Genomic DNA, 24,431 nt, shown 5'->3' on the forward strand with positions numbered 1-24,431 from the left:
ACGCATGAAATCCTTGGCCGGGCTGCTCGTGATCGGAGCCTTCGTCCTGTCCGCTTGCGGCGAGAGGGAAATCATCCTGCCCGGCGAACGTCTGCCGGTGCGCGAGGACGGCGGCATCGGTGTGATCGCAGCCGCTTCCGATGCGCCCGCGCCCGAAGCACTCGCAATTTCGATTCCCGGACCGCAGCGTCTCGCCGCCTGGCCGATGCGCGTCGGCAATGTCCTGAACGACCCCGCCCATGCGACGCTCTCGGCGGCGCCGCAGCTCTTCTGGTCGGCCAATATCGGGGCGGGCGACAGCCGTCGGCAACGCATCAGCGCCGATCCCGTCTCGGACGGCACCCGCATCTTCACGCTCGACGCCAAGGCCCGGATCACCGCGACGGCCGCCAATGGCGGCGCCGTCTGGGCCCGCAGCCTCGTGCCCGGCTTCGAGCGGGACAGCGACGCGTCCGGCGGCGGCATCGCCGTCGCGGGCGGCATCGTCTACGTCTCGACCGGCTTCGGCGAATTGCATGCGCTCGACGCCGCCACGGGCGCCGAGCGCTGGGTCCAGCGTCTCGACGCGCCGATCACGACGCCGAAGGTCGCGGGCGGGATGGTCTATCTGGTCAGTCGCGACAGCCGCGCCTGGGCGCTCGACGCGGAGAACGGCCGCATCCGCTGGGAGTTGCCCGCCGCCCCGTCGCTGCAGGTCATGGCCACCGCGCCGGCGCCCGCGGTCACGGACCGCGCGGTCATCTTCCCGTTCGGCTCGGGCGAGATCCTCGCGGCGTTGCGGCAGTCGGGCCTGCGCGTCTGGGGCTCCAGCGTCTCGGGCGAGCGGCGTGGCGTCGCCTATAACGATGTCGGCGACATCACCGGCGACCCGGTCGTCTCGGGCGGCCGGATCTACGCGGGCACCTCGGCGGGCCGGATGGTCGCGCTGTCCTCGTCCTCGGGTGAGCGGCTCTGGACGGCGAGCGAGGGGACCGTGTCCCCGGTGGCCGTCGCGGGCGGGTCGGTCTTCGCCATCTCGGATCGCGCGCAGCTGTTGCGGATGGATGCGGAGACCGGACAGGTGCTCTGGCGGCAGGACCTGCCGTTCTATCGCAACGCCCGGCTGTCGCGGCGGCAGGGGATCTATGCGCATTTCGGCCCCGTTCTCGCGGGCGGCCGTCTTTGGGTCGCATCCTCGGACGGTATCCTGCGTGGCTTCGATCCGGCCTCAGGCGCGCTCGCCGCGCAGGCCCCGGTTCCCGGCGGCGCCGCATCGCGCCCGATTGCATTCGGAGACGCCCTCTTCGTCGTGGGCCGCAAGGGGCAGCTCCACGCCTTCCGCTGAGACGCGCGCGACGGCGGCACTGGCCCCCCGGACAGGATTGCGCTAACCCCCGCGCCTGATCCGAAGGACCTGCGCGCCCATGTTCACCCTCGCCATCGTCGGACGCCCCAATGTGGGCAAGTCCACCCTGTTCAACCGGCTGGTCGGCAAGCGGCTGGCGCTGGTCGACGACCAGCCCGGCGTCACGCGCGACCTGCGCGAGGGGGCCGCGCGGCTGGGTGACCTGAAATTCACCGTCATCGACACGGCCGGACTGGAAGAAGCGACGGACGACTCGCTCCAAGGCCGGATGCGGCGTCTGACCGAGCGTGCGGTCGACATGGCCGACGCGGCGCTCTTCGTGGTCGATGCGCGGGTCGGCGTCACCCCTGCCGACGAGGTCTTCGCCGACATCCTGCGCCGAAAGGGTCATCCCGTCCTCCTGGCCGCCAACAAGGCCGAGGGTCGGCTGGGCGAGGCCGGTATGTTCGAGGCTTACGGCCTGGGCCTCGGCGAGCCGATCGGCCTGAGCGCCGAGCATGGCGAGGGCATGGCCGATCTCGCCGCCGCGCTGCGTCCCTATATCGAAGCCAAGGCGGAGGCTCCGTCCGAGGAGGCCGAGGCGGAGATCGAGATCGACGAGGACGACGTCGGCGATGAGGCCGATTGGGCCCCGACGGCCAAGCGTCCATTGAAGATCGCCGTGGTCGGACGTCCGAACGCGGGCAAGTCCACCCTCATCAACCGCATCATCGGCGAAGAGCGCCTGCTGACCGGCCCCGAGGCCGGGATCACGCGCGACAGCATCGCGCTGGGTTTCGATTGGGACGGGGTGCCGACCCGGCTGTTTGATACGGCGGGGATGCGCAAGAAGGCCAAGGTGCAGGAGAAGCTCGAGAAGCTGTCGGTCTCCGACGGCCTGCGCGCGGTCAAGTTCGCCGAAGTTGTCGTCGTACTTCTGGACGCGGAGATTCCCTTCGAACAGCAGGACCTGCGCATCGCCGACCTCGCTTCGCGCGAGGGGCGCGCGGTGGTCGTCGCGGTCAACAAGTGGGACCTCGAGGAGAACAGGCAGGAGAAGCTGGCCGAGCTGAAGGAGTCGTTCGAGCGCCTTCTGCCGCAGCTTCGCGGTGCGCCGCTGGTCACGGTCTCGGCCAAGACGGGACGCGGGCTCGACCGGCTGCATGGCGCGATCCTGAAGGCCCACGCGGTCTGGAACCGGCGCGTGCCCACCGCGGCTCTGAACCGCTGGCTCACCGGCATGCTGGAGCAGCATCCGCCCCCCGCGCCGCAAGGCCGCCGCATCAAGATGCGCTACGCCACGCAGGTGAAGACCCGGCCGCCGGGCTTCGTCGTGATGTGCTCGCATCCCGAGGCCATCCCCGACAGCTACACGCGCTATCTCATCAATGGTCTGCGCGAGGATTTCGACATGCCGGGCACGCCGATCCGCCTGCACATGCGCGGACAAGGCGATGCGAACCCCTACAAGGGCAAGAAGCGGGTGCAGGCCTCGCGGCTCCGCAAGCATGTCGAGGGTCGCCGAAAGGATTGAATTCGAACGGTTCGCCCAACTTCCGACACCGCGCGGCCGGGTTGGAACCGCGCACCGGATCGAGACGGGTCCTTGTCAACTCACAAGGATATTCCCGATGACCTGCAACGCGATCCCTTCGTCCCTATCAACCTTCGCCCGCGCCGAGGAGGGCGCCGTCACCGTCGACTGGGTGGTGCTCACCGCCGCGCTGGTCGGCCTCGGGCTCGCCGTGCTGGGCGTGGTGTCGAGCGGGGTGCAGGACATCTCGAGCGATCTAGACACGCAGCTTCAAGCGACGTCGGTCGAACCCGCCTTCTGACGCCCGGGACGGGACGCGGGGCCGGTCGGTCCCGCGTCCCGGATCCCGATCAGGCGTTGGCTTCGCGGATCTTGTCGGCGGCGTCCTTGTCGAACGCGATGCCCTTGTCGGCCAGCATCGTGTCCAGTTCGCCGGAAAGCGTCATCTCGGTGATGATGTCGCAGCCGCCGACGAACTCGCCCTTCACGTAGAGCTGCGGGATCGTCGGCCAGTCGGAATAGTCCTTGATGCCCTGCCGGATGCCGTCATCGGCCAGCACGTTCACGTCGGCGTATTCCACGCCCATGTAATTCAGCACGCCCGCCACCTTGGACGAGAACCCGCATTGCGGCATCGCCTTGGTGCCCTTCATGAACAGCACGACATCGTTGGCCTTCACGGTCTCGTCGATCTGGGTCTTCGCATCCGACATGGATCAGCTCCTGTGTGTTCCGTTGCGGCGCGGCACGAAGGCGCGCGCGTATTCCTGGGGGTCCTGCGGCACCCGCGTCACGAGGCGGTTTCCGCCGCCGCCGGCCCCCGAGCAGTATTCGCTGACGATCTCGGTATAGCCGTCGCCGGGCGGGATGCCGCGCGGGCGTCCGCCATCGTCCTGCCGCGCCTCGGCGCGCATGATCCAGAGCGCCCGCAGCGCCAGCACGAGGATGATCCCGCCCCCGATGATTGCCGACAGAAGGCTCATTCCGGCACCCGCGTCGTCAGGGCGAGGGCGTGCAGCTCGCCATGCGCGCCGTCCATCTTGCCCTTGAGCGCCGCATAGACCGCGCGCTGCTGGGCGACGCGGGACTGGCCGCGAAAGCTCTCGTCGACGACCTCGGCGGCATAGTGATTGCCGTCCCCCGCGAGGTCCGTGATCGTGATCCGCGCATCCGGAAAGCCTTCGCGGATGAGATCCTCGATTTCGCGTGCCTGCATCGCCATGGCCGTCTCCGTTGCCGTCCCCTCCTAGCTAGGCAAGGGGCGCGGCGGGGGCAAGGTCATGCGGCGCGTCGCCGGGACGGCGGGTCAGCCGTTGCAAGGCGCGGGGCGCGCGCGTAACCCGATGGAATGCGTATTCTCTTCCTCGGCGACGTCATGGGTCGCGCCGGGCGCCAAGCCGTCACCGATCGTCTGCCCGGACTGCGCACCGACTGGCAGCTGGATGCGGTCGTCGTCAACGGCGAGAACGCGTCCTCGGGGCGGGGCCTGAACGCGGCACAGGCGGCGGGTCTCTTCGACGCGGGCGCCGATGTCGTGACGCTGGGCGACCATGCCTTCGACCAGAAGGACATGGCCCGCGCCATCGAGGACGACCCGCGCATCCTGCGGCCCGTGAACTACGCCAAATCCGCGCCCGGCCGCGGCGCGCGCATCTACGAGATCGGGGGCCGCAAGCTCCTGGTGGCGCAGGTCTTGGGCCGGGTCTTCATGTCGCGGCAATACGACGATCCCTTCGCGCCGGTCGATACGATCCTCAAGGCCCAGACGCTGGGCCGCACGGTCGATGCGATCCTGATCGACATGCATTGCGAGGCCACGTCCGAGAAGATGGCGATGGGGCACTTCTGCGACGGGCGCGCCAGCATCGTCGTCGGCACGCATACCCATGTGCCCACGGCCGATGCCTGCATCCTGCCCGGCGGAACGGCGTATCAGACCGATGCGGGCATGTGCGGCGACTACGACAGCGTGATCGGCATGCAGAAGGCCGAACCGCTGCGCCGCTTCGTCGTCGGAATGCCCAAGGACCGGTTCGAGCCCGCGACCGGCGAGGCGACGCTCTGCGGCCTCTTCGTGGAAACGGACGATACGACGGGGCTGGCGTCACGCGTCGCGCAGGTCCGGGTCGGCGGACGGCTGGGGCAGGCGGCGCCATGACGCGCCGGTCGGCGGGGCGGCCCAGGCGGCACGGGGCGCGCGCGTGACCTGGCTCGACCTGCCGCAACCGGCCGAGGCGTGGGTGACGCTGGGCGTGCTGGTGGCGATGCTGGCGCTCTTCATGCGCGAGACCTATCCGACCGAGGTGGTCGCCATGGGCGGCGCGGTCCTGCTGCTCGCGCTCGGCATCCTGCCCTACGAGGCGGGGGTGGCCGCGCTGTCGAACCCGGCGCCTTGGACGATCGCGGCGATGTTCCTCCTGATGGGGGCGCTGGTCCGGACCGGCGCGCTCGACTGGTTCACCCGCTTCGCCGAGGGGCAGGTAGGCGCGCGCCCCCGGCTGGGCATCGCGGTGCTTCTGGCCTTCGTTCTGGTGGCCTCCGCCTTCGTGGCCAACACGCCCGTCGTCGTCGTGATGATCCCGGTCTTCGTGCAACTGGCGCGCTCGATGGGGCTGGCGCCCTCGAAGCTCCTGATCCCGCTCAGCTACGCGTCGATCCTCGGGGGCACGATCACGCTGATCGGCACCTCGACGAACCTCCTGGTCGACGGCGTGGCGCGCGCGCGGGGGCTCGAGCCGTTCTCGATCTTCGAAGTCTCGCCGCTTGCCATCCCGCTGGCACTGATCGGGATGGCCTATCTCTACCTCGTCGGCCGCCACCTTCTGCCCGAGCGCACGTCGATGGCCGCGATGCTGGGCCCCCGGAAGGCGGCCAAGTTCTTCGCCGAAGCGGTCATCCCGCCCGAATCGAACCTGATCGGGCGCGAGGTGCTGGATGTGAAGCTCTTCCAGCGCGAGGGCGTGCGCCTGATCGACGTGGTCCGGGGCGACGCGTCGCTCAGGCGCGCTTTGAAGGATGTGACGCTGCGCGTCGGCGATCGCGTGATCCTGCGCACCGAGATCGCGGAGCTTCTGACGCTGCAGCGCAATCCCGATCTCAAGCGCATCGACCAGGTCGGCGCGGTCGAGACGGCGACGGTCGAGATCCTGATCACGCCGGATGCCAAGATGGTCGGGCGGCGGCTGGGGGCGTTGCGCCTCCGGCGGCGCTACGGCGTCTACGTGCTCGCGCTCCATCGCCGCGACCGGAACGTACAGGGTCAGCTCGACGACGTGACCGTGCGCGTGGGCGACACGCTTCTCCTCGAAGGCGCGGCCGAGGATATCCACCGCATGGCGGCCGACCTGAACCTGGTCGAGGTGAACGCCCCGTCGGACCGTGCCTTCAGGCGCGAGCGGGCTTGGATCCCCGTCGCGGCCGTGACGGGGATCGTCATTCTCTCGGCCTTCGATCTGGCCCCGATCTTCGCGCTGGCGGTCATGGGGGCCGTCATCGTGCTGATGACCCGCTCGGTCGATGCCGACGAGGCGTTCGGTTTCGTCGATGGGCGTCTCTTGGCGATGATCTTCGCGATGCTGGCCGTGGGCGCGGCGCTCGAGGCGTCGGGCGCGGTCGAGATGATCGTGAACGCGGTCGCGCCGTGGCTTCGGGGCCTGCCGGACCCGCTTCTGGTGCTGGCGGTGTTCACGCTGACGACGGTGCTGACGGAAACGGTGTCCAACAATGCCGTCGCGGTGGTCGTCACCCCCATCGCGATCGCGCTGGCTTCGGCGCTCGGGGTCGATCCGCGCCCGCTGGTCGTCGCGGTGATGGTGGGGGCGAGTTGTGCCTTTTCCACACCCATCGGGTACCAGACGAACATGCTGGTCTATGGCCCCGGCGGGTATCGGTTTACGGACTTCCTCAAAGTCGGTATCGGCATGAACGTCATCGTCGCGCTGGTCTCGGCCGTCCTGATCCCGGTCATCTGGCCGCTCTGAGAATACGCTTGCGGAGGTTTCCATGCGCCCTGTCCTGTTCGTCCTGCCGCTGGCGCTCTGCGCCTGTGTGCCGATCACAACGACCGGCGACGGGGCCGAAGCGGTCGCGGGGCCGCCGCGCGTGGCCGGAGCGGTGGCGACCGGAAGCCGGGTCAACATCCGGATGACCGACGGCGCGCGTTGCGTCGGCATCCGCCCCGAAGGACAGCAGTCGGGCTGGTCCGGCGTGACCGGCGACTGCGCCTACCAGTTGCCCTACACGGTCAGCTACAAGCAGGGCGGCAGCACCGCGCGCTTCACCATCGAGGACCCGCAGGGGATCGACGTCTCGGGTGGCCAACTGGGCGCGCGCGCCGAGATCTTCGTGACGGATGTGGACGGCACGCGCCGCCTCTTCGTGTCGCCGCTGGGCTCGAACGTCCGCCTCAGCACCGCGCCCGCGAGCTGAACGACGGGCGGGCCTGAGGCGGTACGGTCCGAGATTTCAGGAAGGTCCCGATCGGCGTGTCCTGCGTCGGCCCGAGCCGTCTATTCGCCTGCGAGCAGCATCGCGGTGCCGCCATCCGGTCGCGTGGGCGACAGACCCGGCGGCGCATCGCGTCCGCGTTCGGCCAGGCGCGCCAACGCGTCGTTCAGGCGGCGGCGTGCCGCGGGGTTGTCGCCTTGGTGGTGCAGGATATGCCCGGCCAACAGGGCCTGGAGCCACGGCCGATCGGTTCGGTCGAGCTTGCGCATCAGCCCCGCGAGATAGTCGGCATCGTTGCGCCGCCGCCGCCAGAGTTCCGCGAAGCCATTGGTGTCGAGCGCATCGTTCCCCGCCATCGCCACCAGACGGTCGAGAATGCCGATCCGGGCCAGTGCCCCCCAGATGTCGCCGCCCGCATGGGCCGCGGGCAGACGGATAACGTGATCGCCGCGAAAGAGGCTGGCATGCATGGCATCGGTCGCACGGGTCGGGTCGGTCACGACGAAGACCTTGGCCGCCGCGTCGATCAGGTCGGCGGCGTTGCCATAGCGCGGCCCGAAGGACATCGCGCGGCTGGACCGGAAGCGATGTTCCCAAGGGGTGACGTCGCGGTCGAGCGTGGCATAGGGCTGCGCGAGGAAGACCAACGCGCCGGGCGACGCGACGCTGAAGGCCCCGGCGGCATAGGCGCCGATCCCGCCCCCGGCGAAGACCACCGTATCGAATTCGTCGAAGAAGCCGTCATCCGTCAACTCGTCGAAGAAATCGAAGAGCTTGCGGTCGCGGAACCACGTCCGGCCGTCGGCCATGATCGTCAGGGTCGAGTAGTTGCGCTTCCGGGCGGGTCCCGCACTCCAGGGAAGGCCGCCGGGCGAGGACCGCACGGCGTCGAGATCCTCGAACGAGACCAGAAGGTTCGGCCCGCTGCGCCGCATCAGCGCCAGATGCGATTCGCCCACGTCCCGCAGGAAACCGCCCGCACCCGCCGAGGCGTCGAGCGCCTGGCGGTGCGCCGCCCGAGAGAGGGTCTCGGGCGCGTCGACTGGATCGTCGGCATCGGCCATCGGGCGATTCCCTCCGGAACAGTTCGGAACGCGTTCGATGCTCAGGCTAGCGCGAAAAACCTTAACGTTCAGGCACAAAAACGCCCGGTTTGCTTGATATTCCCGGCGCATTGTCCCCGTATCGCGATCAGTGACCGTCTTTTGACCCTGCCGTCCGGGAATTCACCCCAATGACCGACCCCGCCCGTCCCCGCATCACGGTGGTGACCTGTCTGCGCGATGAAGGCCCCTTCGTGGTCGAATGGCTGGCCCATCTGCGCGCGCTCGGGGTGGACCGCGTGCTGGCTTATTCGAACGATTGCCGCGACGGGACCGAGGCGCTGCTAGACGCGCTCGCACCCGCGGGCGTCGTTCATGTGTCTCAGGGCGATATTCGCGACACGCCGGGGCCGGCGCCGCAGTGGCGCGCATTGTCCGAGGCCTGGGACCACGAAACCTGCGCCGGTGCTGACTGGCTGCTGCATCTCGATCCCGACGAATGGATCGCGCTTGACGGGCCAGGCGACCTCGTGTCGCTGATCGCCGAGGCGGGTTCGGTCGACGCTATCGTGATGCCGTGGCGGCTTTTCGGGTCGGCTGGGCGGCTAACCCCCGGCACCGGCCTGACGCCCGAGCGGTTTCGGCGGGCGGCCCCGGTCGGGCTGGCCTATCCGGCGCTGGCGAGCTTCGTGAAGACGCTGTTCCGTCGCGACGGCCCGTTCGAGGGCTTCGGCATCCACCGGCCCCGGCAGGGGGGCGTGCCGCGCCTCGTGGACGACACGCTGGCCCCGCTCGACGAATTCGCCGCCGCGCCGTCGCGCATCCTGCTCTGGCGTGGAGGCGCCGCGCCCGCGGGCCGCCGCGTCCAGCTCAACCACTATTCCGTCCGCTCGATCCACGAGTTCCTCGTCAAGCGCGGGCGCGGGCTGCCGAACCACGTGGGCAAGCCCATCGACCTCACCTACTGGGTGGAGCGCAACTTCAACCAGGACGAATGCACCATGATCGATCCGCAGCTCGACGCGGTGCGGGCCGAATGCGCCGCGCTGCGGGCGCGGCCCGGCGTGTCCGAGGCCGAAGCGGCCTGCCGCGACGCCCATCGTGCGGCGCTGGAGGCCGTGCTCGCCACCGAAGAGGGCGCGGTCCTCTGCGGCCGCCTCGCGCTTGCCGGTGGATCGGTCGCGCCCGATGCACGGCTGGGGCGCGCTCTGGTGGGGCTGCGTCAGAGGGCGTCGCGATGATCGAGACCCGCCGGCTGCACGGCCGCGTCGTCGACGGCATCCGCGTGCTCGATGCGCTGGATGCAGGGGACGGGGCGATCCGGGTCTTCCTTGGCGCGGGCACGGACCCGAAGGCTGTCCGCGCGGTCGAGGGCTTCGCGCCGAGCGGCGTTCTCGTTCACGGCGGTGCGCTGATGGTGCGCGGCACGGGCGCGGCGCATCTGCCGATGGGCGAGGGGGCGGCGCTGCCGTCGGCCCCCGCCGAGCCGGAGCTGTTCGACGGCCTGCGCGTCATCATGGGCGCGCGCAATGGCGAGACCCCGGCGCTGGTCGCCCAATGGCTGCGCCATCACGCGGCCCTGGGGGTCGAAGCGGCGCTGATCCTCGACCGCACCCGACCGCATGAGACGCCGCTGGCCGAGGGGCTGGCGGAGTTCGAGGGCGACCTTCCCGACATGGCGCGCGTGGTGGTCGTCACCTCCCCCCTGCCACTGGGCGAAGGGCCGTCCGAGCGCCATCCGGTCAGCGCGCCGGACGCGCCCGGCAAGGATCGCATGGACGTCCCCGCCGACGATCCCTGGACCGCCGTGATGCGCGAGAACGTCATCTGGGAGGCATTTCGCTGGCGGTTCCTGACCCGGGCCCGCGCGGTGGCATTTCTCGACGTCTCCGACCTCTTGCTGCCGGACGGACCCAGCCCGTTCGACAGGCTCGAGGCGTCCGAGCTCGGGGTGATCCCGCTTCTGGGTCGGCGCATTTATCCGTGGCGCATCCGGCCCGGTCGCGCGCCGACCTTCGGGGACCATGTCTGCACGCTTTTCGACAGCACCGGGGGCAACCGCCGCTGGATGGCCGATCCGCGCCGCATCCCCGAGGATCAACCGTTCCGACTGGTGCGCGTCGGCGGCCTGAAGCCCGACCCCGAGACCGCCGCTTCGTTCCAGAGGGCGATGGGCGCGCGGACGTCCGAGGATGCCGGCCTGCCGCTCGCCCCGAAAAGCGGGCTGATCCTCGACGAGGACCTGCTCGCGCGGGCCCGCGGCCAGTTCGGCGCCGACCCGATCCTGCCGCCGGTCTCGCGCGATGCGGGCGGGACGGACCTGCCCGCGGACTTGCCGGGTCGCACCGCGATCGTGACGTGCATGAAGAACGAAGGGCCGTTCATCCTTGAATGGCTGGCCTATCATCGGGCCATCGGCGTCGACGATGTGCTGGTCTATACCAATGACTGCACGGACGGGACCGACAGGCTCCTCGACCTGCTTCAAGGCCACGGGATCGTCCAGCATCGCGACAACCCGTTCCGCGACACCGACATGAAGCCGCAGCACGCCGCACTGGCCGCCGCCGAGGAGGAGCCGGTCATGGCGCGCGCCGGCTGGGCGGTCTGCATGGATGTGGACGAGTTCATCTGCGTCCACGCCGGCGACGGCCATTTGCGCGACCTCTACGCGGCCGTGGGCAACGCCAACATGATCTCGATGACGTGGCGGCTCTTCGGGAACGCGGACCTGACGGCATTCGAGGACGCGAGTACCTTGGAGCGCTTCACCCGCTGCGCGCCCGAGCTGATCCGCAAGCCGCACCAGGCCTGGGGGTTCAAGACCCTGTTTCGCAACGTGAACGTCTACAAGAAGATGGGCGTGCACCGGCCCAAGGGCCTCAAGCCCGACCTGCGTGAACAGATCACTTGGGTGAACGGCTCCGGCGACCCGATGCCCGATACGATGCTGCGCACGGGCTGGCGGTCGAAGATCGACACCTATGGCTACGACCTGGTGACCCTGAACCACTACGCCGTGCGCGACGCCGAGAGCTTCCTCGTCAAGCGCGACCGGGGTCGTGTGAACCATGTCGAGCGCGATCAGGGGCTGGGCTACTGGTTTCGGATGAACAACAACGCCGAGGAGGACCAGTCGATCCAGCGGATGCTGCCCGCGATGCGCGCCGAGATGGACCGTCTGATGGCGCTGCCGGGTGTGGCCGAGCAGCACGCCGCCTGCGTGGCGGCCCACCGCGCGCGGATCGCCGAGCTGAAGGGCGGCGATGCCTTCGCGGAGTTCTACGCCGAGATCACGGGCGGGCGGATGCAGCGGCTCAGCCGGATGCACGCGCATTTCGGGGCGAATGTCTTCCTGGCGGGCCCTGACGTCGTACCCGACGACGTGGTCGCCGGTGACCACCCGCCCGACTTCTTTTTCACCGTCGACGGTGTGGCCGAGACCCAGCATTAGCGGGCCGTTCTAGCCGTCGCAGATCTCGCGCAGGCTCTGCCATGTCGTGTCGTCGATGATGGGCGGAAGCTCGGTCAGCGGGGCCTCGCCGCGTTCCAGACCGGCATGGTCGGCAAAGGCGGGCCAGGGGAGGCGGGCGGCGGCGAAGCCCGCGCGGAGCGTCTCGGTCGTGGCAAGCGGGGCCTCGGAGAGGAGGAGCGACTCGACATGCGCATCGACCGCGTCGTCGGGTACCGTGCCCGACCCCAGGAGCCGCGTCAGGTCGATCGGCCCGAGATCCGCGAGGAAGCGCTGGATCGGCGGAGCGAAGCGTGCGGTCACGATCGCCGCAAGAAGGTGCCCGGCCGCGACCGCGGGGTCGTCCTGGGTCACCAGCACCGTGTCCGACAGCGCGATCAGCCCGCCCGGCAGCGCAAGCGCGGGCTGCGGCAGGTCGCGCAGTACAGCGACGCGGACATTCGCGGTCGGCGACAGCCGGGTGGCGAGATTGGCCAGCGCCTCGTCCCCGAGGATGGTGCCGCAGGGCGGGCCGGTCAGCTGCGTCAGCCCTGCCAGCATTTGCTCACCGATCTTCGCCCGCTGCGGGGCGGGCATGACGTTGGCCGCATGGTCGCGCAGCGCGCCGGGCAGCCACATCAGGAGTGTTCCGACCACCAGCCCCGCCACGAGGCCCACGGTCACGCGCCGCAGCGCACCGGGCCGCCGCCGCCCCATCTCGACCGCGTCGGACACGCGATCCAACGCGGCGATCATCTCGGGCTCGGCGATCTCCAGCTCCTCCTCGGCGCCGGGTGCGGGCCGGTAGCGGGCCGGCACCTCGCCGGGATTGATGCGGTCGAGCGCGGGCAGCGACCAATGGCTGAGTGCCACCCCGGCGCGGTCCTGGACCACCAGTTCGGCCTCGCCGATGGCGACATAGACCTCGCGGCGCTGGGCGCCGGCGGTCTCGCGCCAGAGCGCGGTCGTCTCGAACCGGTCGAGGCCGTCGAGCGCGGTCACGCGGCGCCGGCCTCGGCACGTACGCGGTCGCGGAGGACGAATTTCTGGATCTTGCCGGTCGAGGTCTTCGGCAGAGTCCCGAAGGTCACCGATTTGGGCGTCTTGAACCCGGCGAGGCGGGCGCGGACGAAGGCGATCAACTCGTCCTCGGTGGCCTCGGCGCCGTCCTTCAGCTCGACGAAGGCCGCGGGCACCTCGCCCCACTTCTTGTCCGGTCGCGCGACCACTGCGCAGAGCGACACCGCGTCGTGATGCATCAACGCGCCCTCGACCTCGACCGACGAGACGTTCTCGCCGCCCGAGATGATGATGTCCTTGGCGCGGTCCGCGATCTGGATATAGCCGTCTGGATGCTTGACCGCGATGTCGCCCGAGCGGAACCAGCCGCCCGCGAAGGCCTCGGCGGTGGCCTCGGGATTGCGGTAGTACCCTTTCATCACCGCATTGCCGCGCATCGCGATCTCGCCTTGCGTCTTGGCGTCGGCAGGGACGGGGGTTCCGTCTTCGGCAAAAACGTCCACGCCCTCCATCATCGGATATGCGACGCCCTGCCGGGCGCGGAGCGCGGCCTTCTCGGCCTCGGGGGCCGATGACCAGCGCTCGGGCTGCCAGACGTTCTCGACGACATGGCCGTAGGTTTCGGTCAGGCCGTAGACATGGGTCACCTCGAACCCCGCCTCGGCCATACGCGCCAGCGTCGCGGCGGGGGGCGGCGCGCCCGCGGTATAGACCTGCACGGTGTGGTCGAAGTCGCGTCGGTCGGCGGCGGGCGCGTTGACCAGGGCGTTGAGGACAATGGGCGCACCGCCGAAATGCGTGACGTCGCGCTCGGCGATCTCGGTGTAGATCGCGGCGGCCGTCACGTCGCGCAGGCAGACGACGGTGCCGCCGAGCACGGGCATCATCCAAGTGTGACACCAGCCGTTGCAGTGAAACAGCGGCACGACCACGAGGACGCGCGGATGCAGGACCATCCGCCACGAGATCACGGTGCCCATCGTCATCAGGTAGGCGCCGCGATGGTGGTAGACGACGCCCTTCGGCCGTCCCGTCGTCCCCGACGTGTAGTTGAGCGCAAGACTCTCCCATTCGTCCTCGGGCATGATCCAGGGCATGTTCGGGTCGGCCTTGGCCAGAAGATCCTCGTAGACCGGGTGGCGCCCGCTGGCCGGATGCCCGGCCGCGTCATCGGGCACTTCGATCAGGGTCGGTGCGGCTTCGAGCGTGGCGCAGGCGTCTTCCACCAGATCGAGGAACTGCGTGTCGGCCAGCACCACCTTCGCGCCGCCATGCCCGAGGATATAGGCCACCGTATCGACATCAAGCCGGGTGTTGATCGTGTTCAGGATCGCGCCGCAGGCGGGCACCCCGAAGCTCGCCTCCACCTGTGCGGGCACGTTGGGCAGCACCGTCGCCACGACGTCGCCGGGCCGGACCCCGAGCCCCGCCAGCATCGCGGCCTGCCGGGTCACGCGCTCGCGGTACTCGGCATAGGTCCAGGAGCGGTCGCCATAGACCATCGCCTCGCGCTCGGGCCAGATTGCCGCCGCGCGGTTGAGATGCGACAGCGGCGTCAGCGCCACGTGGTTGGCGGGTCCGCGCTCCAGCCCGGTCTCGTCCTCCATCCAGCCCATGCCGTTCCCCCGTTGCGCGACGCCTGCCCGGCAGGGATAGTGGCGCGACCGAGGGGGCGGAGACAAGGGCACATGCAGGACAGACCGCTGGCCGCTGCCGGCTCGATCCTTCTCGCTATGGTGATCATCGGCTTCATCGACCAGTTCGTCTCCGTCATCGCCGAGACGTCGAGCGTCTGGACGTTCCATTTCTTGCGTTCGCTGATGATGCTGGCGCTGGCGGGCGGATGGCTCACGCTGCGCGGCGACTGGCCGGTCGTGCGCGCGTGGCGCGGCGTCGCGGCGCGCGCGGCCTTCGTCGCCACCGCGATGATCATCTATTTCGGCTCGCTCGGGTTCCTTCCCGTGGCCCAGGCGGCGGCGGGTCTCTTCACCGCGCCGATCTGGATCCTGATCTTCTCGGTCGCGGTCTTCGGGCTGCGGATCGGACCGGCGCGGATCGCGGCCATATTCCTCGGCTTCGCGGGCGTGATGGCGGTCCTGTCGCCCGATCTGTCGGACCTGACGCTCGGGACCTTCGTGCCAGTTGTCGCGGGCGCCTGCTACGCCATGGCGGCGATCGCCACGCGCGAATGGTGCGCGGGCGAGGCGACGGTGACGCTCGCCATGGCGGTGTTCGCCATGCTGGGGCTCTACGGCCTCGTGGGGATCGGGATTGTGGCCGTCATCGGGGCAGGGGACGACTTCGTCACACGGGGCTGGGTCACGCCGGATGCGGCGACGCTCGGGATACTTCTCCTTCAGGCCGTGTGCAGCCTTGTCTCGGTCCTTCTCCTGACGCGGGGCTACCAATTGACCGAGGCGTCGAAGGCGTCGGTCTTCGAATACAGCGTGCTCGCGACCTCGGCATTCTTCGGCTGGCTGGTCTGGGGGGACGTGCTGACGCCGACGGGGTATCTCGGCCTCGTGGCCATCGCGGTGGCGGGTGCGATCATCGCGTATCGCGGGCGAACGCGCGAGGTCGCGGCATGATCCTGTCGCCCGGGCGCGGCTATGCCTTCGTCCACGTCCCGAAGACGGGTGGCACGGCCATGGCGCTGGCGCTGGAGGCGCGGGCGCAGGCGGATGACATCCTGATCGGTGACACGCCCAAGGCCGTGCGGCGGCGCGGGCGATTGAAGGGCGCGAAGACGGCCGGGCGGCTTTGGAAGCACTCGACGCTGCGGGATGTGCGGGGCCTCCTGCCGGACGCGGTGCTGGACGGGCTGGTGCCGGTCACGCTGGTGCGCAACCCGTGGGATCGGATGGTCAGCTACTACCACTGGCTCCGGGCGCAGGATTTCGATCATGCCAGCGTCGATCTGGCCAAGGCGAAGCCGTTCGATGCGTTTCTCGCCGATCCGCTGACGGAGGTGCAGATGCGGACGCAGCCCTACGGGTCCTACGTCGCGGGCGGGCGCGATCCGATCTTCATCCGGCTGGAACATCTCAAAACCGACCTGCCGCCCTTCGAGGCGCTGCTCGGCTTCGCGATCGACATGCCCCGCGCCAACCGCTCGACCCGCGAGGCGGATTGGCGCGGCTATTACGATGCAGAGGGCCGGGCGCGGGTCGCGGCGGCCTGCGCCGAGGACATCGCGCGCTTCGGCTACGCCTTCGAAGACTGAGAGGCTCGCGTCAGCGGAGGGTCCAGCTTTCCTCGGTCGAGTGGCCGCGCTTGGCCTGCATCACGATCAGCGTCTCGCGGATATAGAGGTGCTTGCAGTCCTGCTCGACCTCGATCCCGTCGATCCGCGTCCGGTGACACAGCGCGCCGCGGTTCCAGACCCAGCCGCCCGACACCGTCGAGCGATCTTTGCGCCCGCCGATCCCACCATTGCCGGCAAAGATCAGCGTGCCGCCGAATTCGTCGACCAGCGTGCGGTCGGCGACCAGCATGCGGAACGCCCGTTCGGAGTTGATGCGGGTGAAGTCCAGCGCTTGCGCCGTGGTGGCGCAGGCGAGGGTGGCAAGGATCGTGGCCGTGATCAGCGTCTTAAGGTTCATGTCCCGTCTCCCGTTCTGTGGGGGCTTCGGGAGCATGTCTGACCGTGGATTGGGGCTGCGTCGTGAAACGGATCAGGCGCGTTCTGGAAACAATGTGGGCAGGGCCGCGCGTGCGCGGATGCGATCCGGGGACCGCTCCGAGCCGTCATCGGTTGAAGCCTCGCCATGGACGGCAGAGGGGGGATGCGCGGCTCTGGGACCGGTCCGGGGCGTGACGTCCCCCGGACCGGAGCCATCCGTCGTCAGGCCGCCTTGGCCGCCTGCGCGCCGTAGAATGTCGCGCCGTCCTCGGCCATCCGACGCAGGAGCGCGGGCGTCTCGAACCGGGCGCCATGCGATGCGGTCAGGGCCTCGGTCGTCTCGACCGCCCAGTCGGCGCCGACGATGTCGAGCCACGAGAAGGGGCCACCCGACCAAGGCGCGAAGCCCCAACCGAGGATCGCGCCGACATCGCCTTCGCGGATGTCGAGGAGCACGTCCTCTTCCAGCGCCCGCACGGCCTCCAGCACCTGCGCGAAGAGCAGACGGTTCTGGACCTCGTGGAGATCGGGCTGCGCATCCGCGACCGGGAACTTCTCCGACAGTCCGTCCCAGAGGCCTTGGCGCTTACCCTTCTCGTCATAGGCATAGAAGCCCGCGTTGGACTTGCGGCCCAGACGGCCCTCGGCCTCCATGAAGAACAGCACCTCGTCGGTGGTGTCGTCGTAATCCGCACCCATCGCGGCCTTCGTGGCCTTGGCGATCTTCACGCCCAGATCGACGCTCGTCTCGTCCGTCAGCTGAAGCGGGCCCAGCGGCATCCCCAGAAGCTTCGCGGCGTTCTCGATCAGGGCGGGCTCGACGCCCTCCTTCACCATCCGGATGCCCTCGTTGATGTAGGGAATGATGCAGCGGTTGGCGTAGAAGAACCGCGCGTCGTTGACCACGATCGGCGTCTTGCGGATCTGGCGCACGAAATCGAGCGCCTTGGCCACGGCGACGTCGCCCGTCTCCTTGCCCCTGATGATCTCGACCAGCAGCATCTTGTCGACGGGCGAGAAGAAGTGGATGCCGATGAATTGCTCGGGGTGCGCGCTGGCCTTTGCCAACTCTGTGATGGGCAGGGTCGAGGTGTTGGTGGCGAAGATCGCGTCCTCGCCGATCACGGCCTCGACCTTCTTGGTCATTTCGGCCTTCACGCCGACGTCTTCGAACACGGCCTCGACGATGAGGTCGCAGCCCTTCAGCGCGTCCAGATCGGTCGTCGCGGTGATGCGCCCGAGAACCGTGTCCTTCTTCTCCTGCGTGACGCGTTTGCGGGCCATCCCCTTGTCGAGAATGCCCTCGGAGTAGGACTTGCCCTTGTCGGCGGCGGCCTGCTCGCGGTCGATCAGCACGACCTCGATTCCGGCCTGCGCGCTGACATAGGCGATGCCCGCGCCCATCATGCCCGCACCAAGGATGCCGACCTTGGAGACCCGCTGATCGGGGACGGAGGGTCGGTTCGCGCCCTTTTCCAGCGCTTCCTTGTTGATGAAGAGCGATCGGATCATCGCCTCCGAGGACGGGTTCATCAGGACATGCGTGAACCAGCGCGCCTCGATCTTCAGCGCCGTGTCGAAGGGCACGAGCGCACCTTCATAGACCGCCGAGAGCAGCGCCTTGGCCGCCGGATAGACGCCTTGCGTCTTGCCGTTCACCATCGCGCTGGCGCCGACGAAGGTCATGAAGCCCGCGGGGTGGTAGGGCGCGCCGCCGGGCATCTTGTAGCCCTTCGCGTCCCACGGCTTGACGATATCGGCATCGGTCGCCGACAGGACCCATTCGCGCGCGGCGGCCAGCGGGTCGGCCACGACCTCGTCGATCAGGCCGGCGGATTTCGCCTTCTGCGGGTCGCTGAGCTTGCCTTCGAGGAGGAACGGCGAGGCCGCCATGGCGCCCATCTTGCGCGCCAGCCGCGTCGTGCCGCCCATGCCGGGGAAGATGCCGACGAGGATCTCGGGCAGGCCGATCTTGGCCTTGGGGTTGTCGGCGCAGAAGATGCGGTGACAGGCGAGCGGGATCTCGAGGCCGATGCCCAGCGCGGTGCCGGGCAGGGCGCAGGCGACGGGCTTGCCGCCCTTGAGGGTCTTCGGGTCCATGCCCGCGCGCTCGATCCGGCGCAGGATGCCGTGGCTCTTCATCAGGCCGTCGAACAGGCCCTTGGCCGGGTCGTCGCCCGCGCTTTCCTTCATCTTGGCAATGACGTTGAGGTCCATGCCGCCGGCGAAGCTGTCCTTCTTGCCCGACGTGATGACGATGCCCTTCACGGCATCGTCGGCCAGCGCTTGCGTGACGCAGGCGTCCAGATCGTCCCAGCCCTGAAGGCTGAGGACGTTCATGGACTTGTCCTTCACGTCCCAGGTGATCACGGCGACGCCGTCGGCATCGGTCTGCAGGGTGAAATCGGTCATGGGAATCTCCCGGTTCGGGTTCAAAGGTCGCTCCCGTCGCCCTCGGGGGCGCGGGGCAGGAGGATGGGCCAGCGGGTGTCGGCGACGACCTCGGAGGTGGAGGCCACCTGCCAGATGTCGCCCGCGGCCTTGAGGGTCAGGCGGTTGAGATAGGGCGGAACGAGGCGGACCCCGTTGCGCAGGATGTGGCTTTCATGGGTGCCCTCGATCGTCGTGCCTTCGGCATCGAGGAACACCGCGTCCTTGGCGATGCGGATGTAGTCGGTGGCGCCGTTGCCGCGCAGCGACGCGCACATGCCCTCGACGGTCGAGACCATCTCGTCTTCGGTCTCGATGCGGATCGTGCCGCTCATGGTGCGCACGAGGTGCGGCAGCGGAATATGGGTCAGTACCGTCGTCGCGTCCCCCGCAAGGATGGCGGGGGACAGGATGTCGAGAACAGCCTGGTAGATCTCCCGCGCCGCGCCGGGATCGGGGTTCGCATCAGCTGGCATATCGATCTCCGTAACGTACATCCGAGGGGCGGAAGGACCGCAGCGTCGTGGTCGCGCAGAACGGCACGACGATGCGCCCCGACAGCCACTGTCCGTCGATGCGCCGCAGCGCCATCCGGCATTCGAACGGCGGTGCCACATAGTTCCCGCCGCGCAGCACGTAAGTGACGTGCCGTCCCTCGATCAGGTCGTCGTCGTCCGGGGCAAACTCGGCCAGAAGGCAGACACGATGATAGGCCGAGGCCCCGATTTCGCCCAGGCTGCGCCGGAACGCCTCCGTCGTCGCAAGGAGGGCCTCCCGGTCCAGGCTTTCGACTTGGCCGGTCTCGATCTCGATGACGTGCGGGTACACCTTCAGGTCCGCGACCGCTGCGAAGTCGCCGTTCCACAGCGCCTCGCTCACCCGGTCGAGATGCGCCTGATAGATGTCCCGCGCGTCGCGCATCAGATGCGCTCGATGATCGTCGCAGCACCCATGCCCGACGCGACGCAGAGCGTGGCAAGGCCGGTGCCCTGACCGGTCCGTTCGAGCTCGTCTAGGAGCGTCCCGATGATGATCGCGCCGGACGCGCCGAGCGGGTGGCCCATGGCGATGGCGCCACCGTTCACGTTCAGCTTGGAATGATCGACGTTGAAGGCCTGCATGAAGCGCAGCACGACCGACGAGAACGCCTCGTTCACTTCGAAGAGGTCGATGTCGGAGATCGACATGCCGCTATCGGCAAGGATCTTCTCGGTCACGGGCACGGGGCCGGTCAGCATGATCGTCGGATCGGTGCCGATCTTGGCGGTGGCCTTGATGCGGGCCCGGGGCGTCAGACCCCATTTTTCGCCGAAGGCCTTGTTGCCGATCAGGACGCCCGCGGCGCCGTCGACGATGCCGGACGAGTTCCCGGCGGTGTGGATGTGGTTGATCGCCTCGAGATGCGGGTACTTCATCAGCGCGATCTTGTCGAAGCCGGGCATCACCTCGCCCATCGCCTGGAAGGCGGGGTTCAGGCTGCCGAGCGACTGCATGTCGGTGCCGGGGCGGATGTACTCGTCATGGTCGAGGATCGTCAGGCCGTTGACGTCGCGGACGGGCACGACCGAGCCGTCGAAGCGCTTGGCCTCCCAGGCGGCGACGGCCCGATTCTGGCTCTCGACGGCGAGCGCGTCGGCATCGTCGCGGCTGAAGCCGTACTCGGTGGCGATGATATCGGCCGAGATGCCCTGGGGCACGAAATAGCTGTCCATTGCGATGGACGGATCGACCGCGATGGCCGCGCCGTCCGAACCCATGGCGACCCGGCTCATGCATTCGACGCCGCCCGCGATGTAGCCGTCGCCGGCGCCGCCCGCGACCTGGTTCGCGGCAAGGTTCACGGCTTCCATGCCCGAGGCACAGAAGCGGTTGATCGAAAGGCCGGGAATGCGCTCGTCGAGACCCGAGGCCAGCACGGCGGTCCGGGCGAGGCAGCCGCCCTGTTCGGCCACCTGGGTGGCGTTGCCCCAGATCACGTCCTCGACGGCGTGACCCTCGAAGCCGTTGCGCTGGGCGAGGTTGTCGAGCACCTGCGCCGAGAGGCGCGCGGCGGTCACCTCGTGCAGGCTGCCGTCCTTGCGGCCCTTGCCGCGCGGCGTGCGGATGGCGTCGTAGATATAGGCTTCGGTCATGTCGGGACTCCGTCTTGGCGATCCGAGGGATTGCCGGGCATCAGATCATAAGGGTGTTTCCAGCCCGGCCGCGCCGCGATGCGGTCGAGCCAGGCGTCGATTGCGGGCCATTCGGCGCGGTCGAAGCCGAAGGGTTCGGGATAGTAGAGGTAGCCGCAGCAGGAGATGTCGGCATTGGTGATGCCGTCGCCCACGATCCAGTCGCGGCCCGTCAGATGCGCGTCGAGCGTGCCGTAGGCGGCGCGCAGGCGGCCGAGGTTGAAGTCGATCACGGGCTGCGGGCGCTTGGCCTCGGGCAGGAAGTTCATCAGAAAGCGGGTCATGCCGGCGACCGAGCTGAGCTTGTGATTGTCCCACAGGACCCAGCGCAGCACCTCGTATTTCTCGTCACCATGCCCGCCATGAAGACCGCTGCGGTCGCTGACCCATTGCTGGATCGCGCCCGACTGGCTGAGTCGGACATCGCCATGCACCAAAAGCGGTGCCTCGCCCATCGGGGCCCCGTCGCGCCATTCGGCGGTCCGGGTCTGGCCGCCGAAGAAATCGACGAAGACCGGCGCCCACTCCAGCCCCGCGAGTTGCAGGGCGAGTGCGGCCTTGTAGCTGTTTCCACTCTCGCCGAAGCAGTGGAGCTGGATCGTCATGTCGGCGCGTCCTCCCTGGGCGGCGTCACTCTAAGGCCCTCGTCGCCGGGGGCCAGCCCCCGGACCCCCGGCATATTTCGGGAACATCGAGGGCGGTCTTCGGGCGGCCGCACATGGCGCGGCCACCCCTGCGGTCAGTCGGCGCCCCCCCGCGCCGCGCGTTTCTCCAGCATCGCTTTGTGCAGACCCAGCCGATGGGGCAGGTTTTCGCGGTGGGCGATGCTGTCGAGGTTCTCGAAGACGAAGCTCAGCGCCTCGCCTTCGCCCAGACCCGTCTCCTCGGCAAAGGCCCGGAGGCGGCGGTAGCCGGCCTCGGACATCTGCACGGGAAAGCGGCGGGTCAGGCGTTGGGCGCGTGGCATGGCATCTCCGGTTAGCGATCGGCCCGCGCAGGGTGCGCGGGCCGATCGGTGGTCATCAGAACGCGGTGGCTTCGAGGCCCATGATCGTGTCCGGGCCGGTCTGGATCCGCGCGAGATGCATCGACGTCGCCGGAAGCTGGCGCGCCATGTAATAGCGCCCCGTTGCGATCTTGGCTTCGAGGAAGTCGCGATCGGCGCCCGGCTCGTCGAGCTTGAGCTGCGCGGCCTTGGCCATCCGGGCCCACATCAGGCCGAGGCAGACATGACCCATCATGTGCATGAAGTCATACGATCCGGCCAGCGCGGCATTGGGGTTCTTCATGCCCTGCTGCATGAAGTACATGCCCGCCTCCTGCAGGTCCTTCGAGGCGGCCTTGAGCGGATCGATGAAGCCCTTCATGGCCTCGTCATCCTTGTGCTCGGCGCAGAACGACTTGACCATCTCGAAGAAGGCCATGACGTGCTTGCCGCCGTCCTGCGCGAGCTTGCGGCCCACGAGGTCCAGCGCCTGCACGCCGTTGGCGCCTTCGTAGATCATGGCGATCCGGGCGTCGCGCGCGAACTGGGACATGCCCCATTCCTCGATATAGCCGTGGCCGCCATAGACCTGCTGCGCGGCAGTGGCGTATTCGAAGCCCTTGTCGGTCAAAAAGCCCTTGATGACCGGGGTCAGCAGCGAGATCAGGCCGTCGGCATCCGCGTCCTCGTTCCGATGCGCGCGGTCGATCATCGTCGCACCCCAGAAGGTGAAGGCGCGGGCACCCTCGACGAAGGACTTCTGGTCCATGAGGTTCCGGCGAATGTCCGGGTGGACGATCAGCGGATCGGCCGGGCCGTCGGGGTTCTTGGTGCCGGTCACGTCACGGCCCTGCAGCCGGTCGAGCGCATAGGCCAGCGCGTTCTGATAGGCGATCTCGGCCTGGGCATAGCCCTGAAGACCGACGCCCAGCCGGGCCTCGTTCATCATGGTGAACATGGCGCGCATGCCCTTGTGCTCGGTCCCGAGCAGGTAGCCGGTCGCCTCGTCGTAATTCATGACGCAGGTCGAGTTGCCGTGGATGCCCATCTTCTCCTCGATCTTGCCGACCGAGACGCCGTTGCGGGCACCGATATTGCCGTCGTCATCGACGAGGAACTTCGGCACGATGAAGAGCGACACGCCCTTGATGCCCTCGGGGCCGTCCTTGATCTTGGCCAGCACGAGGTGGACGATATTGTCGGCCATGTCGTGGTCGCCGGCCGAGATGAAGATCTTCTGGCCGGTGATCTTGTACGAGCCGTCGGCCTGCGGATCGGCCTTGGTGCGCATCATGCCCAGATCCGTACCCGCGTGGGGCTCGGTCAGGTTCATGGTACCGGTCCACTCGCAGGAGACCATCTTCGGCAGCCACTTGGCCTTCTGGTCCTCGGTCCCGTGCACGTAGATCGCCGAATAGGCGCCGTGGGTCAGGCCCTGGTACATGTTGAAGGCCATATTGGCCGCCGACATGATTTCGCCGACTGCCGTATGCGCGACGTAGGGCAGGCCCTGGCCGCCATAGGCTTCGTCGGCGTCGAGCGCGGTCCAGCCGCCGTCGCGCACCTGGTCGAACGCGTCCTTGAAGCCCGTGGGCGTGCGTACGATGCCGTTCTCCAGCGTACAGCCCTCGGTGTCGCCCACCGCGTTCAGGGGATGCAGCACCTCGGTCGCGAGCTGGCCCGCCGCATCAAGGATCGCACCGGTGAAGTCGCGGTCGAGATCCTCGTAGCCGGGCACGTCCTGCTCGGAGATCCGGAGCGTGTCGTGCAGAACGAACTGCATGTCCTTGGTGGGGGCGGTGTAGCTGGGCATCGTCGTGTCTCCCTGGGTCGTTTGGTCGTCGGGGCGGCACCGGGTCGCCCGAGGTTCGTTTCGGTCAGCCCGCCTTGCGAGGCTGCATATCGGCCATCATGCGCTGGCCCCAGCGCAGCTGCTCTTCCAGCTCGGCGATGGCGGCATTCAGCTCGTCGCGCTGCACGATCATGCTGTCGAGACGCTCGCGCCCTATTTCGTAGCTGCGGCTGAGCTGGGTGAACTGGCCGTCGCCCAGATCGTAGAGATCCAGAAGCTGGCGAATCTCCTCGAGCGAGAAGCCGAAGCGCTTGCCGCGGAGGATCAGCTTGAGGCGGGCGCGGTCGCGACGGGTGAACCAGCGACGCTGGCCTTCGCGCTGCGGAAACAGCAGTTCCTTGGCCTCGTAGAAGCGCAGCGTGCGCGGCGTGACGTCGAACGCGTCGCACATCTGTCTGATGGTCATCAGGTCGTCTGACATACCGGGTCCTCGTTATCCGTTCGTTCGCCGTGCGACATGCGAATTTCGGCCCGGTTCTACAAGCATGGCTGACGTTGACGTAACCCATACGTCACGTCACTTTCAGCTTTACGTCAGAATTGCCAACGTCAA

General features: G+C 68.5%; 25 protein-coding genes. 10 read left to right on the forward strand and 15 right to left on the reverse strand.

The window, feature by feature from the left end; translation table 11 throughout:
- Window positions 1–4: 4 nt before the first annotated feature.
- From Q0833_RS05785 to Q0833_RS05795, 3 genes are all read left to right on the forward strand, one after another.
- Window positions 5–1,324, forward strand: coding sequence for a PQQ-binding-like beta-propeller repeat protein (locus Q0833_RS05785; RefSeq protein WP_298431166.1), 1,320 nt, complete (start codon window positions 5–7; stop codon window positions 1,322–1,324).
- A gap of 79 nt (window positions 1,325–1,403) precedes the next feature.
- Window positions 1,404–2,858 (forward strand): ribosome biogenesis GTPase Der, encoded by a 1,455-nt coding sequence (der, locus tag Q0833_RS05790; protein WP_298431169.1) that lies wholly within the window; start codon window positions 1,404–1,406, stop codon window positions 2,856–2,858.
- A 97-nt stretch (window positions 2,859–2,955) separates the two neighbouring features.
- Complete coding sequence (locus Q0833_RS05795) at window positions 2,956–3,159, forward strand: pilus assembly protein (protein WP_298431171.1); 204 nt, start codon at window positions 2,956–2,958, stop codon at window positions 3,157–3,159.
- A 49-nt stretch (window positions 3,160–3,208) separates the two neighbouring features.
- On the opposite strand, the gene grxD is transcribed toward Q0833_RS05795, so the two are convergent.
- From grxD to Q0833_RS05810, 3 genes are read right to left on the reverse strand one after another with little or no spacing between them, the layout of a single operon-like run.
- Window positions 3,209–3,571 (reverse strand): Grx4 family monothiol glutaredoxin, encoded by a 363-nt coding sequence (grxD, locus tag Q0833_RS05800; protein ID WP_298431173.1) that lies wholly within the window; start codon window positions 3,569–3,571, stop codon window positions 3,209–3,211.
- A gap of 3 nt (window positions 3,572–3,574) precedes the next feature.
- The gene (locus Q0833_RS05805) at window positions 3,575–3,841 is read right to left on the reverse strand and encodes a hypothetical protein (RefSeq protein ID WP_298431175.1); all 267 of its coding nucleotides are present in this window, start codon (window positions 3,839–3,841) and stop codon (window positions 3,575–3,577) included.
- Window positions 3,838–4,080 carry a BolA family transcriptional regulator gene (locus Q0833_RS05810; protein ID WP_298431177.1) on the reverse strand — a complete coding sequence of 81 codons (243 nt, stop codon included), beginning with the start codon at window positions 4,078–4,080 and terminating at the stop codon, window positions 3,838–3,840. Before Q0833_RS05810 ends, Q0833_RS05805 begins: the two co-directional genes overlap by 4 nt.
- A gap of 126 nt (window positions 4,081–4,206) precedes the next feature.
- Here Q0833_RS05810 and Q0833_RS05815 point away from each other — a divergent pair, with 126 nt between their 5' ends.
- Genes Q0833_RS05815 through Q0833_RS05825 form a run of 3 tightly spaced genes read left to right on the forward strand, consistent with a single transcriptional unit; the run spans window position 4,207 to window position 7,286 of the window.
- Window positions 4,207–5,016, forward strand: coding sequence for a TIGR00282 family metallophosphoesterase (locus Q0833_RS05815; protein WP_298431179.1), 810 nt, complete (start codon window positions 4,207–4,209; stop codon window positions 5,014–5,016).
- A 43-nt stretch (window positions 5,017–5,059) separates the two neighbouring features.
- Window positions 5,060–6,838, forward strand: a complete 1,779-nt coding sequence (locus Q0833_RS05820) for an SLC13 family permease (RefSeq protein ID WP_298431181.1) — start codon at window positions 5,060–5,062, stop codon at window positions 6,836–6,838.
- A 22-nt stretch (window positions 6,839–6,860) separates the two neighbouring features.
- Window positions 6,861–7,286 carry a hypothetical protein gene (locus tag Q0833_RS05825; RefSeq protein WP_298431183.1) on the forward strand — a complete coding sequence of 142 codons (426 nt, stop codon included), beginning with the start codon at window positions 6,861–6,863 and terminating at the stop codon, window positions 7,284–7,286.
- 80 nt (window positions 7,287–7,366) lie between these two features.
- Here Q0833_RS05825 and Q0833_RS05830 read toward each other — a convergent pair whose 3' ends face one another.
- Window positions 7,367–8,368, reverse strand: coding sequence for a phosphoadenosine phosphosulfate reductase (locus Q0833_RS05830; protein ID WP_298431185.1), 1,002 nt, complete (start codon window positions 8,366–8,368; stop codon window positions 7,367–7,369).
- Between the two features lie 170 nt (window positions 8,369–8,538).
- On the opposite strand from Q0833_RS05830, the gene Q0833_RS05835 reads away from it, so the two are divergent.
- Together Q0833_RS05835 and Q0833_RS05840 are read left to right on the forward strand one after the other, a co-directional pair.
- Complete coding sequence (locus Q0833_RS05835) at window positions 8,539–9,588, forward strand: glycosyltransferase family 2 protein (RefSeq protein WP_298431187.1); 1,050 nt, start codon at window positions 8,539–8,541, stop codon at window positions 9,586–9,588.
- Entirely contained in the window at window positions 9,585–11,801 is a 2,217-nt protein-coding gene (locus tag Q0833_RS05840; protein WP_298431189.1) for a glycosyltransferase family 2 protein, read from the forward strand. Before Q0833_RS05835 ends, Q0833_RS05840 begins: the two co-directional genes overlap by 4 nt.
- Before the next feature lie 9 nt (window positions 11,802–11,810).
- Here Q0833_RS05840 and Q0833_RS05845 read toward each other — a convergent pair whose 3' ends face one another.
- Entirely contained in the window at window positions 11,811–12,800 is a 990-nt protein-coding gene (locus Q0833_RS05845; RefSeq protein ID WP_298431191.1) for a hypothetical protein, read from the reverse strand.
- Entirely contained in the window at window positions 12,797–14,434 is a 1,638-nt protein-coding gene (locus tag Q0833_RS05850) for an AMP-binding protein (RefSeq protein WP_298431193.1), read from the reverse strand. Before Q0833_RS05850 ends, Q0833_RS05845 begins: the two co-directional genes overlap by 4 nt.
- A gap of 72 nt (window positions 14,435–14,506) precedes the next feature.
- On the opposite strand from Q0833_RS05850, the gene Q0833_RS05855 reads away from it, so the two are divergent.
- A complete protein-coding gene (locus tag Q0833_RS05855; RefSeq protein WP_298431196.1) occupies window positions 14,507–15,406 on the forward strand; it encodes a DMT family transporter in 900 nt (299 codons plus the stop codon).
- On the forward strand, window positions 15,403–16,041 hold the full coding sequence (locus Q0833_RS05860) for a Type II secretory pathway, pullulanase PulA (protein ID WP_298431198.1): 639 nt from the start codon (window positions 15,403–15,405) through the stop codon (window positions 16,039–16,041). Before Q0833_RS05855 ends, Q0833_RS05860 begins: the two co-directional genes overlap by 4 nt.
- A 10-nt stretch (window positions 16,042–16,051) precedes the next feature.
- Here the strand turns inward: Q0833_RS05860 and Q0833_RS05865 are convergent, their stop codons facing one another.
- The 9 genes from Q0833_RS05865 to Q0833_RS05905 all read right to left on the reverse strand — a co-directional run bounded on the left by Q0833_RS05865 (window position 16,052) and on the right by Q0833_RS05905 (window position 24,299).
- The gene (locus tag Q0833_RS05865) at window positions 16,052–16,420 is read right to left on the reverse strand and encodes a hypothetical protein (RefSeq protein WP_298431200.1); all 369 of its coding nucleotides are present in this window, start codon (window positions 16,418–16,420) and stop codon (window positions 16,052–16,054) included.
- 242 nt (window positions 16,421–16,662) lie between these two features.
- The gene (locus tag Q0833_RS05870; protein WP_298431201.1) at window positions 16,663–18,852 is read right to left on the reverse strand and encodes a 3-hydroxyacyl-CoA dehydrogenase NAD-binding domain-containing protein; all 2,190 of its coding nucleotides are present in this window, start codon (window positions 18,850–18,852) and stop codon (window positions 16,663–16,665) included.
- 20 nt (window positions 18,853–18,872) lie between these two features.
- Complete coding sequence (locus Q0833_RS05875) at window positions 18,873–19,346, reverse strand: hypothetical protein (protein WP_298431203.1); 474 nt, start codon at window positions 19,344–19,346, stop codon at window positions 18,873–18,875.
- Window positions 19,336–19,791 carry a hypothetical protein gene (locus tag Q0833_RS05880; RefSeq protein WP_298431205.1) on the reverse strand — a complete coding sequence of 152 codons (456 nt, stop codon included), beginning with the start codon at window positions 19,789–19,791 and terminating at the stop codon, window positions 19,336–19,338. Before Q0833_RS05880 ends, Q0833_RS05875 begins: the two co-directional genes overlap by 11 nt.
- Entirely contained in the window at window positions 19,791–21,002 is a 1,212-nt protein-coding gene (locus Q0833_RS05885; protein WP_298431207.1) for an acetyl-CoA C-acetyltransferase, read from the reverse strand. The genes Q0833_RS05880 and Q0833_RS05885 overlap by 1 nt, the downstream gene beginning before the upstream one ends.
- A complete protein-coding gene (locus tag Q0833_RS05890; RefSeq protein ID WP_298431209.1) occupies window positions 20,999–21,646 on the reverse strand; it encodes a glutathione S-transferase family protein in 648 nt (215 codons plus the stop codon). The genes Q0833_RS05885 and Q0833_RS05890 overlap by 4 nt, the downstream gene beginning before the upstream one ends.
- 134 nt (window positions 21,647–21,780) lie before the next feature.
- Entirely contained in the window at window positions 21,781–22,008 is a 228-nt protein-coding gene (locus tag Q0833_RS05895) for a hypothetical protein (RefSeq protein WP_298431211.1), read from the reverse strand.
- Between the two features lie 55 nt (window positions 22,009–22,063).
- A complete protein-coding gene (locus Q0833_RS05900) occupies window positions 22,064–23,839 on the reverse strand; it encodes an acyl-CoA dehydrogenase C-terminal domain-containing protein (RefSeq protein ID WP_298431213.1) in 1,776 nt (591 codons plus the stop codon).
- A gap of 64 nt (window positions 23,840–23,903) precedes the next feature.
- Window positions 23,904–24,299, reverse strand: a complete 396-nt coding sequence (locus Q0833_RS05905; RefSeq protein WP_298431216.1) for a MerR family DNA-binding transcriptional regulator — start codon at window positions 24,297–24,299, stop codon at window positions 23,904–23,906.
- Between the last annotated feature and the right edge of the window lie 132 nt (window positions 24,300–24,431).

The sequence above is a fragment of the uncultured Jannaschia sp. genome (assembly GCF_947503795.1).
Taxonomy (GTDB): domain Bacteria; phylum Pseudomonadota; class Alphaproteobacteria; order Rhodobacterales; family Rhodobacteraceae; genus Jannaschia.